General features: G+C 67.2%; 15 protein-coding genes. 5 read left to right on the plus strand and 10 right to left on the minus strand.

Annotated elements, in window-relative coordinates; genetic code table 11:
• The first annotated feature begins 39 nt into the window (after nt 1-39).
• Together CAP37_RS18730 and CAP37_RS18735 are read left to right on the plus strand one after the other, a co-directional pair.
• A complete protein-coding gene (locus CAP37_RS18730; RefSeq protein WP_086125761.1) occupies nt 40-642 on the plus strand; it encodes a TetR/AcrR family transcriptional regulator in 603 nt (200 codons plus the stop codon).
• Nucleotides 643-705: 63 nt separating this feature from the next.
• Nucleotides 706-1,593: an alpha/beta fold hydrolase gene (locus CAP37_RS18735; RefSeq protein WP_086125762.1), complete on the plus strand. Its 888-nt coding sequence runs from the start codon at nt 706-708 to the stop codon at nt 1,591-1,593.
• A 15-nt stretch (nt 1,594-1,608) separates the two neighbouring features.
• Here the strand turns inward: CAP37_RS18735 and CAP37_RS18740 are convergent, their stop codons facing one another.
• The gene (locus CAP37_RS18740; protein WP_086125763.1) at nt 1,609-2,085 is read right to left on the minus strand and encodes a MarR family winged helix-turn-helix transcriptional regulator; all 477 of its coding nucleotides are present in this window, start codon (nt 2,083-2,085) and stop codon (nt 1,609-1,611) included.
• Between the two features lie 107 nt (nt 2,086-2,192).
• On the opposite strand from CAP37_RS18740, the gene CAP37_RS18745 reads away from it, so the two are divergent.
• From CAP37_RS18745 to CAP37_RS18755, 3 genes are read left to right on the plus strand one after another with little or no spacing between them, the layout of a single operon-like run.
• Entirely contained in the window at nt 2,193-3,395 is a 1,203-nt protein-coding gene (locus CAP37_RS18745) for a 3-hydroxybenzoate 6-monooxygenase (RefSeq protein WP_086125764.1), read from the plus strand.
• A gap of 10 nt (nt 3,396-3,405) precedes the next feature.
• Nucleotides 3,406-4,464, plus strand: coding sequence for a cupin domain-containing protein (locus CAP37_RS18750; protein WP_086125765.1), 1,059 nt, complete (start codon nt 3,406-3,408; stop codon nt 4,462-4,464).
• A gap of 6 nt (nt 4,465-4,470) precedes the next feature.
• The gene (locus tag CAP37_RS18755) at nt 4,471-5,172 is read left to right on the plus strand and encodes a fumarylacetoacetate hydrolase family protein (RefSeq protein ID WP_086125766.1); all 702 of its coding nucleotides are present in this window, start codon (nt 4,471-4,473) and stop codon (nt 5,170-5,172) included.
• Nucleotides 5,173-5,185: 13 nt separating this feature from the next.
• Here the strand turns inward: CAP37_RS18755 and CAP37_RS18760 are convergent, their stop codons facing one another.
• From CAP37_RS18760 to narH, 9 genes are all read right to left on the minus strand, one after another.
• A complete protein-coding gene (locus CAP37_RS18760) occupies nt 5,186-5,728 on the minus strand; it encodes a hemerythrin domain-containing protein (protein ID WP_256927055.1) in 543 nt (180 codons plus the stop codon).
• Nucleotides 5,729-5,762: 34 nt separating this feature from the next.
• On the minus strand, nt 5,763-6,167 hold the full coding sequence (locus CAP37_RS18765; protein WP_086125768.1) for a ribonucleotide reductase subunit alpha: 405 nt from the start codon (nt 6,165-6,167) through the stop codon (nt 5,763-5,765).
• Nucleotides 6,168-6,180: 13 nt separating this feature from the next.
• On the minus strand, nt 6,181-6,843 hold the full coding sequence (locus CAP37_RS18770; protein ID WP_373271105.1) for a nitroreductase family protein: 663 nt from the start codon (nt 6,841-6,843) through the stop codon (nt 6,181-6,183).
• Complete coding sequence (locus tag CAP37_RS18775; RefSeq protein ID WP_086125769.1) at nt 6,840-10,394, minus strand: LAGLIDADG family homing endonuclease; 3,555 nt, start codon at nt 10,392-10,394, stop codon at nt 6,840-6,842. The genes CAP37_RS18770 and CAP37_RS18775 overlap by 4 nt, the downstream gene beginning before the upstream one ends.
• Before the next feature lie 105 nt (nt 10,395-10,499).
• On the minus strand, nt 10,500-11,198 hold the full coding sequence (locus CAP37_RS18780; RefSeq protein ID WP_086125770.1) for a carbonic anhydrase: 699 nt from the start codon (nt 11,196-11,198) through the stop codon (nt 10,500-10,502).
• A complete protein-coding gene (locus tag CAP37_RS18785; RefSeq protein WP_086125771.1) occupies nt 11,195-12,052 on the minus strand; it encodes a peptidylprolyl isomerase in 858 nt (285 codons plus the stop codon). Before CAP37_RS18785 ends, CAP37_RS18780 begins: the two co-directional genes overlap by 4 nt.
• 25 nt (nt 12,053-12,077) lie before the next feature.
• Nucleotides 12,078-12,782, minus strand: coding sequence for a respiratory nitrate reductase subunit gamma (gene narI / locus CAP37_RS18790; RefSeq protein ID WP_086125772.1), 705 nt, complete (start codon nt 12,780-12,782; stop codon nt 12,078-12,080).
• Nucleotides 12,779-13,492, minus strand: a complete 714-nt coding sequence (gene narJ / locus CAP37_RS18795) for a nitrate reductase molybdenum cofactor assembly chaperone (RefSeq protein WP_086125773.1) — start codon at nt 13,490-13,492, stop codon at nt 12,779-12,781. Before narJ ends, narI begins: the two co-directional genes overlap by 4 nt.
• A 1-nt stretch (nt 13,493) precedes the next feature.
• Nucleotides 13,494-15,026, minus strand: coding sequence for a nitrate reductase subunit beta (narH, locus tag CAP37_RS18800; protein ID WP_086125774.1), 1,533 nt, complete (start codon nt 15,024-15,026; stop codon nt 13,494-13,496).
• Between the last annotated feature and the right edge of the window lie 9 nt (nt 15,027-15,035).

Here is a 15,035-nt window from a genome sequence, read left to right on the forward strand (position 1 = left end):
CGGCTTGCACTTTCGCACAATCGTGCTAAAGTGCAGCCCATGGACGCCCGCACACAGAAAAGCGAAATGACCCGCGCCGCCATTGTGGGCGCGGCGCTGGACCTGGCCGCATCGGATGGTCTTGAGGCCATCACGCTGCAGGCGGTGGCGGATCGCATTGGCGTTTCCAAGAGCGGTGTGTTCTCCCGCGTCGGATCGCGCGAGGCCTTGCAGCTGGCGGTCATCGAGGAGTTCGGGCGCCGTTTCATTGCCGACGTGTTTGTGCCCGCCATGCAGGTGCCCAAGGGCCTGCCGCGCCTGAGAGAAATCGTGCGGCGCTGGCTGATGCGCCTGCGCGAAGTGGAAGCCCACACCGGCTGCCTCTACACCTCCGGTGCCTTCGAGCTGGACGACCGCGAGGGCGAGCTGCGCGATCTGCTGCTGGGCGAGGTGACGCGATGGCGCGCGGCCTTGCGGCGCACGGTGCTGCAGGCCATTGAGGCCGGGCACCTCCAGGCCGATACCGACCCCGAACAACTGGTGGGTGAAATCTGCAGCCTGATGATCGGGCTGGTTCACGACGTCCGTTTTCTGCGCGACCCCCGGGCCGCCGAGCGGGCCGAGGCCACCTGGACACGCCTGGTCAGGACGTACGAGACCTGAACACCTGTCCACCGCCTTTTTTTGCCCTCATTTCGCACAGTTGTGCGATTACCGGAGAAAGACATGAGCACCGTCCCCCTTCACACCGCCTCCACCTACTACCAGGCCAGCCCGGGCACGCGCTGGCTGCGCTGGGGCCTGGGGCTTTCTGAACGCCTGTGGCCGGCGCTGGCCGTGCGCGGCGCCTATCGGCTGTTCGGCACGCCTTTGCCCCCCAAGTGGATCCACCGCAACTCGACAGCGCTGGCAGGCTGGCAAGCCACGCCCTGGGCGTTCGAGCAGGCCAGCGTGACGCTCTACCAGCCACCACCCGGCCCGCACGGCCCCGTGGTGCTGCTGCTGCACGGCTGGGGAGGCCACGCCGCGCAGCTGCTGCCGCTGGCGCAGGCGCTGGCAGCGCAGGGGTTTCGCCCCATGCTGGTGGATCTGCCGGCCCACGGCAACAGCCTGGGCAGCACCAGCAACCTGCCGCAGTTCGCTCGCGCCATCGAGTACCTGAACGCCCGCCTGCAACAGCAGGGCCACGAAGTTCGAGCCGTCGTGGCGCACTCGCTGGCGGCCAATGCGCTGGCCTTCGCCGCCGCGCGTGGCCTGCCGGCGAAGCGCCTGGTGTTGCTGGCGCCACCCGCCTCGCCGCACGAATACACGCGCCTGTTCGCTCAGGTTTTCGGTCTGAGCGAACACACCCGCATCCGCATGCAGCAAAGGGTGGAGGCGCGCGAGGGCATCCTCATGCGCCAGTTTGAACCCGATGCGGTGGGGCCGCGCGTGTCGGCAGCCACCCTGATCGTGCACGACCGGGAAGACCGCATCAACCGCTTCGCCGATGCCGAAGCCTACCGGGATGCCATCGCTGGCGCGCGCCTGCTCGAGACAAGCGGCCTCGGCCACACCCGTCTGCTGCGCGACGGCCAGGTGCTGGCGGCGGTGGTGGCGCATCTGCGGGACTGAGCAGGCGCACTCACTTCACTTCATCGATTCGCTGGGCGCGCGGCTGTGTTCGTTGTTGGTGTTGACCAGCAGGCGCAGCAGCTTCATGAATTCGGTGCGCTGGCGCTCGCTGAGCGGGCCCAGGATCTGGTCCTGCGCGCGCAGCATGGCGGGCACGGCCTCCAGGAGCGCCTTGTGGCCATCGTCGGTGAGAAAGAGCTGGCGGGCGCGCCGGTCTTCGGGTGAGGTCCGGCGCTCCACACAGCCGCGCGCTTCCAGTCGATCCACCACGCCACCGGTGGTGGACGTGTCGAGTGCGATGGTGCGCGCCAGCGTGCGCTGGTCGATGCCCGGATGGTTGGCCACGGTCTGCAAGGCAGCGTACTGCACCGGGGTAATCCCCATTTCGCCGAGTTCCTGAAGGAAGATGCCAACCGAAATCTGGTGCAGGCGGCGGATGTTGTGTCCGGGCTGGTCGTCGATGTCGATGGCCGGGGTCTGACTGCGTTTCATGGTGGTCGATGGGCTTGGCGAGTGACGAACGGAGCTTGCCGGGATGCTAGCACCCGACCTACAATCAGTACACTGATCATTAGCATACGGCTGATAAAGGAGACAACATGGAAGCGACAGCATCCGGCCTGCCCGTTCTGGTGGCGGGGGGTGGCATCGGTGGCCTGGCGGCGGCGCTGGCGCTGGTGCGCCAGGGCTTTCGTGTGAAGGTGATGGAGCAAGCGCCCGAACTCGGCGAAATCGGCGCCGGCATGCAACTCGGCCCCAACGCTTTTCATGCCTTCGACGCGCTGGGTGTGGGCGAACAGGCGCGCAAGCGCGCGGTGTACACCGACTTCATGGTGATGCACGACGCGCTGGACGAATACCAGGTGGGCCGGATTCCCACCGGTGAGGCGTTTCGGCAGCGCTTCGGCAACCCATACGCGGTGATCCACCGGGCCGATGCGCACCTCTCTTTGCTGGAGGGTGTGCAGGCGAGTGACCAGGTGGAATTTCTCACCTCCACGCGTGTCTTGCGCATCGAGCAGGACGCGCAGGGCGTCGCCGTGCACGACCAGCATGGCAACCTCCACCGCGGGCTCGCGTTGATCGGCGCCGACGGCGTGAAATCGGTGGTGCGCCAGCAGTACGTGGGTGACGAAGCGCGCGTGACCGGCCATGTGGTCTACCGCGCGGTGGTGGACAAAGCCGACTTCCCCGAGGACCTGCAATGGAACGCGGCCAGCATCTGGGTGGGGCCGAACTGCCACCTGGTTCATTACCCGCTGCGCGGCGGCGAGCAGTACAACGTGGTCGTGACCTTCCACAGCCGGCAGGCCGAAGAATGGGGCGTGACCGAAGGCAGCAAGGAAGAAGTGCAGAGCTACTTCCAGGGCATCTGCCCCAGGGCGCGCCAGCTCATCGACCTGCCCAAGAGCTGGAAGCGCTGGGCCACCGCCGACCGCGAGCCCATTGGCCAGTGGAGCTTTGGACGCGTCACGCTGCTGGGCGATGCGGCCCACCCGACCACGCAGTACATGGCACAGGGCGCCTGCATGGCGATCGAGGACGCGGTGACGCTGGGCGAGGCCTTGCGCGTGAACGGCAACCAGTTTGAAAAGGCGTTTGATCTGTACCAGCGCTCGCGCGTCGCGCGCACCGCGCGCATCGTGCTCAGCTCCCGCGAGATGGGCCGCATCTACCACGCGCAGGGCGTGGAGCGGCTGGTGCGCAACGACCTGTGGCGCGGCCGAACGCCCGAGCGTTTCTACGACGCCATGGAATGGCTGTACGGCTGGAACGTCGAAAACTGCCTCGCCAGGCATTGAAAGATCTCCCATGAACGACCTCGGAAGAATTGAAGACCTGCCGGCCGACTATGTGGCCGAGCTGCGCGCGCAGAACCTGGTGCCGCTGTGGCCCAGCCTGCGTGGCGTGCTGCCGCCCACCATCCCCACGCGCCAGACGCAGGCCACGCACTGGCCCTACAGGACCATCAAGCCGCTGCTGCTGAAAGCCGGCGAACTCACGCCCATCGAAAAGGCGGAGCGCCGCGTGCTGGTGCTGGCCAACCCGGGCCACACGCTGGAGAAGATGCAGGCCAGCGCCGCCATGTACCTGGGCATGCAGCTGCTGATGCCGGGCGAATGGGCGCCCAGCCACCGCCACACGCCCAACGCGGTGCGCATGGTGGTGGAGGGCGAGGGCGCCTGGACCACGGTGGACGGCGAGAAGTGCCCCATGCAACGGGGCGACCTGATCCTCACGCCCACGGGCCTGTGGCACGAGCATGGCCACGACGGCACCGAGCCGGTGATCTGGCTCGACGTGCTGGACCTGCCGCTGGCCTACTACCTGGAGGTGAGCTACCACCTGAATGGCTCGCGTCAGGACGTGAAACCGGGGCAAGGTGAACGCGCCTACGCGCGCGGCGGCCTGGTGCCCACGCCGGTGTTCGGCCGCAGTGGCAGGCGCTACCCCATGCTGCGCTACCCGTGGGCCGACGCAAAGGCTTCCCTGGAATCGCTGGCTGCAGACCGCCCCGACATCGATGCCGTGCAGATGACCTACGTGAACCCGGAGACCGGCGAGGACGCGGAAAACATCCTGGGTTTTCACGCCCTGATGCTGCGCCCGGGTCAGACACTGAAACTGCCCGCCCGCTCACCGGCCGTGTTGTTCCACGTCATTGAAGGCGGCGCGCGCGTGGCCACCGCTGCGCAGCCATTCGATCTGGTGGAAGCCGACACCTGCTGCATCCCCGGCTACACCGCCACCACGCTCAGCAACGCTTCGGCCAGCGCGCCGGCGTTTCTCTTCATCGCCGACGAATCGCCGCTGCACCGCAAGCTCGGCGTCTACGAAGTGCGCCCCGACAACCAGCCCCACATGCCCTGACCGCCCATGCCCACCTACCTCTTCCCGCCCGCCCCCGTCGCTGCCCTGCCCATCCGGGGGCAGACCGAGCAGTTCCCCATTCATCGCCTGTTCTTTGTCGGCCGCAACTACCACGCGCACGCGGTGGAAATGGGCAAGCCGGTGGACAAATCGGCGGAGCGGCCGTTCTACTTCACCAAGGCGCCACAGACGCTCACGCTCTCGGGCGCCACCACGCCCTACCCGAGCGAGACGAACAACTACCATTTCGAGATGGAACTGGTGCTGGCTATCGGCAAGCCGGGTTTTCGCGTGAAGGCCGAGGATGCGCAAGACCTCATCTACGGCTATGCGGCGGGCCTGGACATGACGCGGCGCGACCTGCAACTGGTGGCGCGCGACAAGGGCCGCCCCTGGGACCTGGGCAAGGACGTGGAGCACAGCTCGGTGTGCAGCGAGATCGTGCCCATGCCGGGTGTGGTGATCGAGCGCGGCGCGATCGAGCTGTCGGTCAATGGTGCGGTGAAGCAGAAGTCTGACGTGGACATGCTGATCTGGAACATCCGCGAGATCATCGCGGACCTCTCGCTCTTCTACCACCTGCAACCCGGCGACCTCATCTACACCGGCACGCCCGAAGGCGTGGGCGCGGTGCTGCCGGGCGACCGGATCACGGGCTCGGTGGAAGGTGTGGGCAGTGTCGCGCTGACCGTGGGACCGAAGGCCTGAGCACAACGGCGCTTCAGCCGGGGTCGAGCCCGCGCCGACGCATCATGTCGGCGCTCATGGCCCGCAGTGCGGCGGGCGACAGGCCCGCCAGCGCGGCCGGGTAAACGAGCCCGTCCTCATCGCGCAGGTGGCGGTCGTACAACTCGGCGAAACCGGTGAGTGTGGCCGTCTCCTGCGGGCTGAAGTGCACCCATCCCCGGGGCGGCGCCTGCGCCACCGACGCGAGCACACCGCGCGCCGCCACCCAGGCCGCTTCCATGTCACGGTGGTCCTGCTGCAGGCTCTGCACCAACCGTCGCAGCACGGCATCACCGCCCTTCAGCAGGGGCGGGAACACGTGCCGTTCCTCGTCTTCATGGTGCAACGGCGCAGCCAGATCGAAATAGCGCATCACGTCGCGCGCTGCGCTGGCCACGCTTTCGTCCCAACCCTGCGCCTGCACATGCTGCTGCAGGCTGGCCAGCAGGCGCAGCATGCGTTCGACGCGCTCGTGGCAGGCACCCAGCATCTCGAACGGCGCCTCGAAGCCCGCCGCAGGCGCTCGGTGCCCGGGCATCGTGATGGAGGTGAGCGGGACCGAACTGGCCATCTCAGCCAAGGGCCACGGCCTGGCCTTGAGGGTCGAACGGAATGAAGGCGTGCAGCTGGCCCTGGCGGATCGCTTCCACCATGTCTTGCAGCGGCTGCTCGGCCTCGGCGCTCCCGGGCTCGCGGCCCGGTGTACCGGCCAGCGCAGCGGCAAACACCATGCCCCAGGGCTGACCAAACGCTTCGGCCTCCTGCAACAGTTGATCGAACGAGTGGAGCTCGTCCAGACCCTTGTCCACGCACATCTGCGGCACCAGCGCACCGCCCTCGCCGCGCTCGAATTCGAGGCGCTGGGTCGGTGTGGCGTCGTCGGGCAGCTCGACGCCGGCGAACACGAACAGCAGGCGCTGCGGCAGCGGCTGGCTGCGCGCGGCGCTCAGCAGGTCGTCAAAGGTTTGTATGTTCACAGGGTCTCCAGGGTCAGTTGGCGTTGGGTGCCGGCGCGGGGCCGAGCGTGCTGCAGTAGTCGGCCACGGTGGGGCGCGTGCGCGCAGGCCGCCGCGCGGCCACCGTGCCCACGCTCATGAAACACAGGGCGTGTTCGCCCGCGTGAAGGCCGAAGCGGTGGCGCAGGGCCCGGGAGCCGAGCGCCTTGCCACTTGTAAGCGCCGAGCCGTAGCCCATGGCGGTGGCCATGAGCAGCATGTTCTGCACCGAGCAACCGGCCGAGAGGATGCGCTCGTGCAGATCCACCGCCGGATCACCGCGCTGCCCGTCGACCACCACCAGCAGCAGCAAGGGCGCGCGGTGCGCTTTCTCGCGCGCCTGGTCCAGTTGCTCGGGTGTGGCGCTGGCGTCGCGCTCGCGCAGGGCTTGCGCGAACACCTCAGCCAGCGACGCACGCTCGGTGCGGGGCACGATCACGAAGCGCCAGGGCAGCAGCTGCCCATGGTCGGGCGCGGCGGCAGCCGCACCCAGCAGGGCCTGCAGTTGGTCTGCATCAGGACCAGGTGCCAGCAGGCGTTTGGGCAACACAGTCTGGCGCGCGTGGATCAGGTCGGCCGCGGCACGGGCGCATTCGCGCTCCACCGCATCTGCCTCGCAGGCCATCGGCGGCATTCGCGTGAGCAGGGCGGTGTTCATCCACACACCCCGAGATGGCCGCACTGCGTGCAGTAGTCGCAGCCATCCTTGCGGATCACCGCGTGCGCACCGCACTCGCTGCACTTCTTGCCCGGCATCATGCCGGGCGTGGCCTGCACCAGCACCGGTGAAGGTTGTGTCGACGCGGTGGTCACACCGGCGCGCTGGGCAATCAGCGTCTGCACCGCATAGGCAATGGCCGCCACCACCGAGTCGTGCCACATCGGCACGTGCGTGCCGTCGGCCTTCTGGTGCGTGCCCATGCGCACGGGGCCACGGTCCCACACCACCTTGCGCATGTCGCGCAGGGCACGCTCCAGAAAGCCCCCGCGCGCGGCCAGCGAGAGCAGCCGCATGCTGGACGACACCCACTGCTGTGATTCGCCGCTCTGCCCCACGGGCATGAAGAACTCGATGGCGCGCTCCACCGTGCCCGAACCGTCGGCCGTGGGCACCGGCATGAAGGACACCAGCAGGTACAGCGTCTGGTGGCCTTCCTGTGTCCAGTACTCGATCTTGTCGGCCACAGCGGGCAACGCGCCCTTGGGCCGGCTCTCGATCACCGTGCGCATGGGATCCACGGTGGCCACGCTGGCCGTGGTTTCGGGGGTGGGCCCGGTGTCGAGCACCGACCCCAGGATGGCGTTGGGCCGGTAGGTCGCCAGGCCCTTGAGCTGCGCGCGCCAGGCCTGCTGGTACAAGCCCTTGAAGTCGTCGTACGGGTAATCCGCCGGCACGTTCACGGTTTTGGAGATCGCCGTGTCCACGAAGGGCTGCACCGCCTCCATCATGGCCAGGTGATCGACCGCCGGCATGGACAGCGCGCTCACAAAGTACTCGGGCAACTGAGCCATGTCGCCACCCAGCTCGCGGTACAGCCGCCAGGCGTGGTCTTCCACCGCGTAGTCGGTGGTGGTGCCGTCGGCCTCGCGCTTCTTGCGCCGGTACATCCACGAAAACGGGGGCTCGATGCCGTTCGATGCGTTGTCGGCAAAGGCCAGACTGACCGTGCCGGTGGGCGCGATGGAGAGCAGGTGGCTGTTGCGGATGCCGTGTGTGCGGATCGCCGTGCGCAGCGACTCGGGCAGGCGACTGGCAAACGTGCCCTCGGCCAGGTAGCCGTCGGCGTCGAATTTCGGGAACGCACCTTTCTCCCGCGCCAGCGCCACCGAGGCCGTGTAGGCCGCGTCGCGCAGGCGCTCGGCGATCTGTGCCGCCAGCGTTCGGCCTTCGGCTCGGTCGTAGCGCACGCACAGCATCGCGAGCGCATTGCCCATGCCGGTGAAGCCCACGCCGATGCGCCGCTTGGCCGCCGACTCTTCGCGCTGCTGCGGCAGCGGCCAGTAGGTCACGTCAAGCACGTTGTCGAGCGCACGCACCTGCAGGGCCACCGCCTGCTCGAAGGCCTCGAAGTCGAAGCTGGGCAGACCACCGAAGCCGAACGGGTGGCGCACGAAGCGCGGCAGGATCACCGGGCCGAGGTCGCAGCAGCCGTAGGGGGGCAGGGGCTGCTCACCGCAGTTGTGCACCACCAGCCCGTTGGCATCAAAGGCGTGCACGTCATTCACCGTGACGTCATACACCGTCTCCTCACCATCGGCCTGCAACGTGTCCACGGTGGCAACGAAGCGCTCCCGGTTGGGCGTTCTCTTGTAGTCGCTCAGCATCTGTGCCAGCCGGGCAGCTTTGTCGTTGTCTCGAAAGCCAACGCGTTCTGCAAACACATGCAGGTTGTCTCCGCTGATCACGAGTTCATGCTGGGCCTGCGTCGCGTAGTCGCTTGAGGCACCTCGACCATTGGGCAGCCTGCTCAGGCCGGCAGGGCGACGCTCCCGGTACAAGGTCGAGGCGACGCCCAGACGCAGCAGCATGCGCTGTGCGGTTCGCAACAAGTCTTCGTTGCTTTGAGACAGCCGCACGCTCACGCCTTTTTCCTGCGAACCCTGCGCACTGCCATCCGCATCAAACAGACCCCCCAGCAGACCTTCCGCGAAGCCGGAGGACTGCCGCTCCATCGCGGGCGTGATCATCTTGTTGCCGGGCGACATGCCCAACGAAAACGCGAGGTCGCGCAACGCCGCGCTGGAGAGACGGGCCTCACCCCGTCCGGCCACCGGGCGCTGGAAGCCACCAAAATCGGCCCGATGCGGCAGGCTTGCCGCTGCGGACTCAGCCGCCTGCACGATGCCAGCCGCGCCGGTGGCTGCAAATGCCACGGTGTTCTGCCCCACCACCCGCAACTCAGGTGCCCAGACGGACAGCACAGCCTTGTCTGACTTGAGGGTGCCGTCACCGATCAGCAGACCCAGCAGATAGCCCTCTGCACGGGTGCCTTCACCGTCCCAGCCTCGCAGGGTGCGGTGGTCGCCGATCACGATTTCGTCACCAGGCGTCAGGCGCGCCGCCTCGGTCCAGTCCAGCTCCATGCTGTAGCGGGTCTTGCGCGCCACCCTGCGCACACGATGATCGGCGGTGAGGCGCAACTCGTGGCCCTCGCGCGTGGTCAGGCGCCACACCGGTTTGATTCCTGTGGCGAAAAAACCGGCGCTGCGCACGGCGTAGCTCTTGCCATCGACCACCGCATGAAAGGCTTGCCCCACAAGCTCTCCAACCAAGCGTGGTCCATCTTCCGTCATGACCCACGTGTCCGCCGTCACACAAGGATTCGTCGCCTCGATCGACTCGCAGTAGCGCAGGTTGTTGTCCTGCTGGATGTGGTCCAGGAACAGGATGCCCGGCTCGGCGAAGTCGTAGGTGGAGCGCATCACCGTGTCCCACAGTTCGCGCGCCTTCAGGCTGCGGTAGACCCACAGGCCGTCGGCGCGCTGGTGGGCGCCCTGCGCCAGCAGCGCCTCGCCCGGGCGGGCGCGGTGCACCAGGTCCCAAGGCTGGTCGTCGGCCAGCGCGCGCATGAAAGTGTCGCTCACGCCCACCGACACGTTGAAGTTGTTCCAGCGCCCCGGTGTGCGTTTGGCGGTGATGAATTCGAGCACGTCGGGGTGGTCGATGCGCAGCACGCCCATCTGCGCACCGCGGCGCGCGCCCGCGCTCTCCACCGTGGCGCAGGACTGGTCGAACACATTGATGTAGCTGCACGGCCCCGAGGCCAGCGAGGCCATGGTCTTGACCGCCGCGCCGCGCGGGCGGATGCGCGAGAAGTCGTAACCCACACCGCCACCCCGGCGCATGGTTTCAGCGGCTTCGCGCAACGCTTCGTAAATGCCCGGGTAACCCTCGTCGTCCACGCCCTGAATGCAGTCGCCCACCGGCTGCACAAAACAGTTGATGAGCGTGGCCTGGATGGAGGTGCCGGCCGCGCTCATGATGCGGCCCGCGCCGATGGCGCCGGCCTGCAGGTTGTCGAAGAAGCGCTGTTCCCAGAGAGCGCGGTCCGCTTCGGGCTCCACCGAGGCCAGGGCGCGGGCCACGCGGCGGTAGATGTCGTCCTCGCTGGCCTCGCCCTCCTTGAGGTACTTTTCTTGCAGCACGTCCAGGGTGATGGGCTGCTGGCCGATGGCTGTCTGGGCGGATTTCAGGGCGTCGCGTTTCATGGTCGGGGTTACTCCGGTGGGCGGGCAGGGTCGGGGTCGATGGATGCCATGGTGCACCTTTTCCGGGGGCACGCAAGCGCCTGCCATCGCCGCCGACGCGGGCTTTCAATCGACCAGGATCTGACCATCGTGTTCCACATAAGGGGCATACGGCCCTGTGCCGCTGTTGGAGGCCAGCGAGGCGGCGATGAAATCACCCTGCTGCGCGTCGAACACGTGCACTTCGCCGTCCTCGATCACGTAGTGCCACCCGTGCAGGGTGAGCGCGCCGGCTTCCACCTCACGCCGCACCATGGGGTAGCCCATGAGACGTTCGAGCTGCAGCACCACCGCCCGTTGCTCGGTGCGGCGCATCGATTCGGCGCAGGGCTGAACGGGCAGCAGGGCCTCGTCGATCAGCTTGAGCCACGCGGTGAGCGCCACGGCCTCGGCGGGCGCGCCTTCGTAGGCGGTGCGGATGGCGCCGCAATGGCTGTGGCCACACACCACGATGCGTTCTACATGCAGGCTGAGCACGGCGAATTCGATGGCGGCCATGGTGCCGTGAAGTCCGTGCGATTGGTCGTAGGGAGGAATCAGCGCCCCGACATTTCGCACGATGAAGAGCTCACCCGGGCCAGCGCCGGTCAGCAGGTAGGGCACGAGGCGCGAGTCGGAGCAGCCGATGAACAGCGTCTTGGGGTGCTGGCCCTCGGCCACCAGATCCTGGAAGCGCTGCTGGTGGCGCGGGAAATAGTCGGAGCGGAAATGCCGCAGGCGCAACAGCAGGTCGTCCGCTGCCGTGACGACGGCGGGGTCACTCATTGAACCAGCGGGGTGTCGGCCCCTTCCAGCTCCACGCCCTCCAGCCGCGCCTGCCCCACCAGCAACTGCATGTACTGGCGCAGCGCTGTGGCTTCAGACTGAAGGGTCAGTCGCGCACCGATCTGCGCCTGCAGCTCGGCGAACTCGGGCAGACGGCCAGGCTCGCGCTCCAGCACTTCAATGATGTGCAGGCCAAAGCGGCTGTGCACCAGGCGCGGGTGCAGGCCCACGGCCTGGATGGCATCGTTCTGCAGGAACAGCGCCTTGGCCAGTTCGGGCGCGCAGTCCTGCGGCGTGATCCAGCCGAGGTCGCCGCCCTGGGCGCTCGATGGGCAGTTGGAGAGCTCCCCCGCGAGCTGCGAGAAACGATCGCCGGACACCCCCTGACGCGAGAGCTCGAGCAGCGCGGCCTCGGCGCGCTGGGCCAGTGCGTTGACCGGCACGCCCGGCGTGACCGCGAACAGGATGTGCCGCACGTGCAGCGCCTGACCCACCACAAAGCGCGGCTTGTGGGCCTCGTAGTGGCGACGGCATTCCTCGGTGCCCGGTTCAGGGGAGTGCACCTCGGCTTCGAGCAGGGCCTCGATCGCGCGGCGCGTATCGTCGCCAGGCTCGGGCGCATTCAGGCCGGTGAATCGCGGCAGCAAGCCCGCGCTCACCGCCTGCTGGCGCAACAGCTCGGTGCAGGCGCGCTCGCGCAGGGTCTGCGGGTCGAGCACCTCGCCGGCTTCGTGCAGGGCGATGCCGTTGACGCTGGCGACCGCCACCGGTGCCGCAGCGGCCTCCGGGCCTTTGCAGGCGCAGGCGCCGCTGCCGCAACCGGTGGAGGACGGTTGGGAAAGTTCCTGGTTCATGGGGGCTCCCGAGATTGAGTTGGGTTCAGCGAGGCTTGGTCGGCACACCCAGACGGCGGCTGCGCACCACCTGGTAGGGCCGCACCAGGTAGGCCGCGCTGGCAAATCCGCTCCACACGTGCACAAGGCGCGAGAACGGGAACAGCAGGAAGATCGTCATGCCCAGCACCAGATGCACTTTGTAGGGCCAGTCCATGTTGACCAGCCCCGAGGCGTCGGGGCGGAAGGTCACGATGCGTTGCGCCCACTCGGCCAGCACCAGCATGGCGCTGCCGTCGGCGTGCGAATACGAGTACGGCAATGTGATCAGACCCAGCGTGAGCTGCACCCAGAGAATGATCAGGATGGCGAGGTCGGTGCGGTGGCTGGTCAGGCGGATGCGCGGATCGAAGATGCGCCGGTGCAGCAGCAGCGACAGGCCCACGAAGCAGATCACACCGGCAGTACCGCCCGCGTAGATGGCGAGCCGCTGCTTGACCGCCGCATCCATGAAGCCTTCATAGAAAAAGTGCGGTGTCAGCAGGCCCACGGCGTGGCCAAAGAACAGGAACAGGATGCCGACGTGGAACAGGTTGCTGCCCCAGCGCAACTGGCCCTTGCGCAGCAGCTGCGAGGAATCGCTTTTCCAGGTGTACTGGTCGCGGTCGAAGCGGGCCAGGCTGCCCATGAGGAAGACCGCCAGGCAGATGTAGGGATAGACGCCGAAGAGGAAGTGGTGCAGTGAGGTCATGCCTGTGCTCCTGAAGATGAGGAAGGGTGGCGGCCAGGGGTGGTCTTCACGATGCGGATCGGTTGTGGCTGGCCGGGCCGGGCCTGACCTTCGGTGGAGCAGCCGCCGAACACCGCCGGCTCGGCCCAGCTCTCGTCGATACCGGGGTCGGCGGCCACCGGTACCGGTTCGGCTTTCTCGCCCGCGAGTTCGAGCACGGCGGCCAGCACGCTGGCGTAAGGGCTCTGCCGCTTCTGCAGCGCGCTGAAAATCACCCGCACGATGTGCGCGCTCTCGCCCAGAAACTCGCGCGCCACCGCAGCGGGCTGGGTGGAGGCGAATTCAAGCAACACGCTCAGGTGGTCGGGCAGCTCGGCCGGGCCGAAGAATAGGCCTGCCTTCTCGTAGGTCTGGATCAGGTCGATCATGGCCGGGCCGCGGTCGCGTGAATCGCCGAGCACGTGTTCGAACAGGTGCAGCGCGGTGCTGCGCCCGCGGTCGAACAGCTCGACGTAGTCCGCTTCAACATCGAGCGCCGGCTGCTGGCTCAGGTGCACCAGCAGCGCGTCGAGCTCGGTCAGGCGCATGGCCGACAAGGCGGCTTCAGTGCGCAGCGCGTCGCGCAGTTCACCGGCGTGCTCGCGCAGCTCAGCGGTGGGGTAACGAAGCAGGTGGGCGAGCACGCGCAGGGTGTGCACGGCGGGCTTTGGGGTGGTGGAAAACAAGCCCATGTCAGACCCCCGCCTTGATGGGAATCGTTCGTTTCTTCTCGCTGCCGAACAGGCTGGTCTCAGTCTGGCCCTCGGAGCAGCCGTTGCCGAAGCTGAAGCCGCAGCCGCCCTTGATGTTGAAGGTGTTCTCGGCGTATTCGCGGTGGGTGGTCGGAATCACGAAGCGGTCCTCGTAGTTGGCGATCGCCATGGTCTGGTACATGTCCTCGACCTCGCGCACGCTCATGCGAACCTGGTCGAGCACGTCCTGGTTGATCACGCCGTCCACGTGTTTGGCGCGCTGGTAGCTGCGCATGGCCAGCATGCGTTCGAGCGCGCGCACCACCGGCACCGTGTCACCCGCGGTGAGCAGGTTGGCGAGGTACTTCACCGGAATGCGCAGCTGGCTCACGTCCGGGATCGCGCCGTTGTCGCCGAGATGCCCGGCGTTGGCCGCGGCGGTGATAGGTGAGAGCGGGGGCACGTACCAGACCATGGGCAGCGTGCGGTACTCGGGGTGCAGCGGTAACGCCACCTTCCAGTCCACCGCCATCTTGTAGACCGGGCTGCGGCGCGCGGCCTCCAGCCAGTTGTCGGGGATGCCGTCGGCGCGCGCCTGCTCGATCACGGCCGGATCGTGCGGATCCAGGAAGAGGTCAATCTGGGCCTTGTAGAGGTCCATTTCGTTGGGCACGCTCGCCGCTTCCTGGATGCGGTCCGCGTCGTACAGCAGCACGCCCAGGTAGCGGATGCGGCCCACACAGGTCTCGCTGCACACGGTGGGCTGGCCGGCCTCGATGCGCGGGTAGCAAAAAATGCACTTCTCGGCCTTGCCGCTTTTCCAGTTGTAGTAAATCTTCTTGTAGGGGCAGCCGCTCACGCACATGCGCCAGCCGCGGCACTTGTCCTGGTCGATCAGCACGATGCCGTCTTCCTCGCGCTTGTAGATCGAGCCCGAGGGGCACGAGGCCACGCACGCCGGGTTGAGGCAGTGCTCGCACAGGCGCGGCAGGTACATCATGAAGGTGTTTTCGAACTCCCCCACCATGGCTTTCTGCGCGGCCTCGAAGCCGTTGAAGTTGGCGTCCTTGCTTCGCTTGGCGAACTCGCCGCCCAGGATCTCTTCCCAGTTCGGGCCCCACTCGATTTTCTCCATGCGCTTGCCCGTGATCAGGCTGCGCGGGCGCGCGGTGGGCGTGTGCTTCATCTCGGGCGCCGACTGCAGGTGGTCGTAGTCGAAGGTGAAGGGTTCGTAGTAGTCGTCAATCTCCGGCAGGTGCGGGTTGGCGAAGATCTTCATGAGCAGCTGCCACTTGCCGCCCTGTTTGGGGACGATGGAACCGTCGGCGCGGCGCGTCCAGCCGCCCTGCCACTTCTCCTGGTTCTCCCACTCCTTCGGGTAACCGATACCGGGCTTGGTCTCGACGTTGTTGAACCAGGCGTACTCCACGCCGGGGCGGTTGGTCCAGACGTTCTTGCAGGTGACGGAACAGGTGTGGCAACCGATGCACTTGTCCAGGTTGAGCACCATGCCGATTTGGGCGCGGATCTTCATGATGCCTCC

Origin of the sequence: Hydrogenophaga sp. IBVHS1, assembly GCF_002127265.1 — a bacterium.
Taxonomy (GTDB): domain Bacteria; phylum Pseudomonadota; class Gammaproteobacteria; order Burkholderiales; family Burkholderiaceae_C; genus Hydrogenophaga.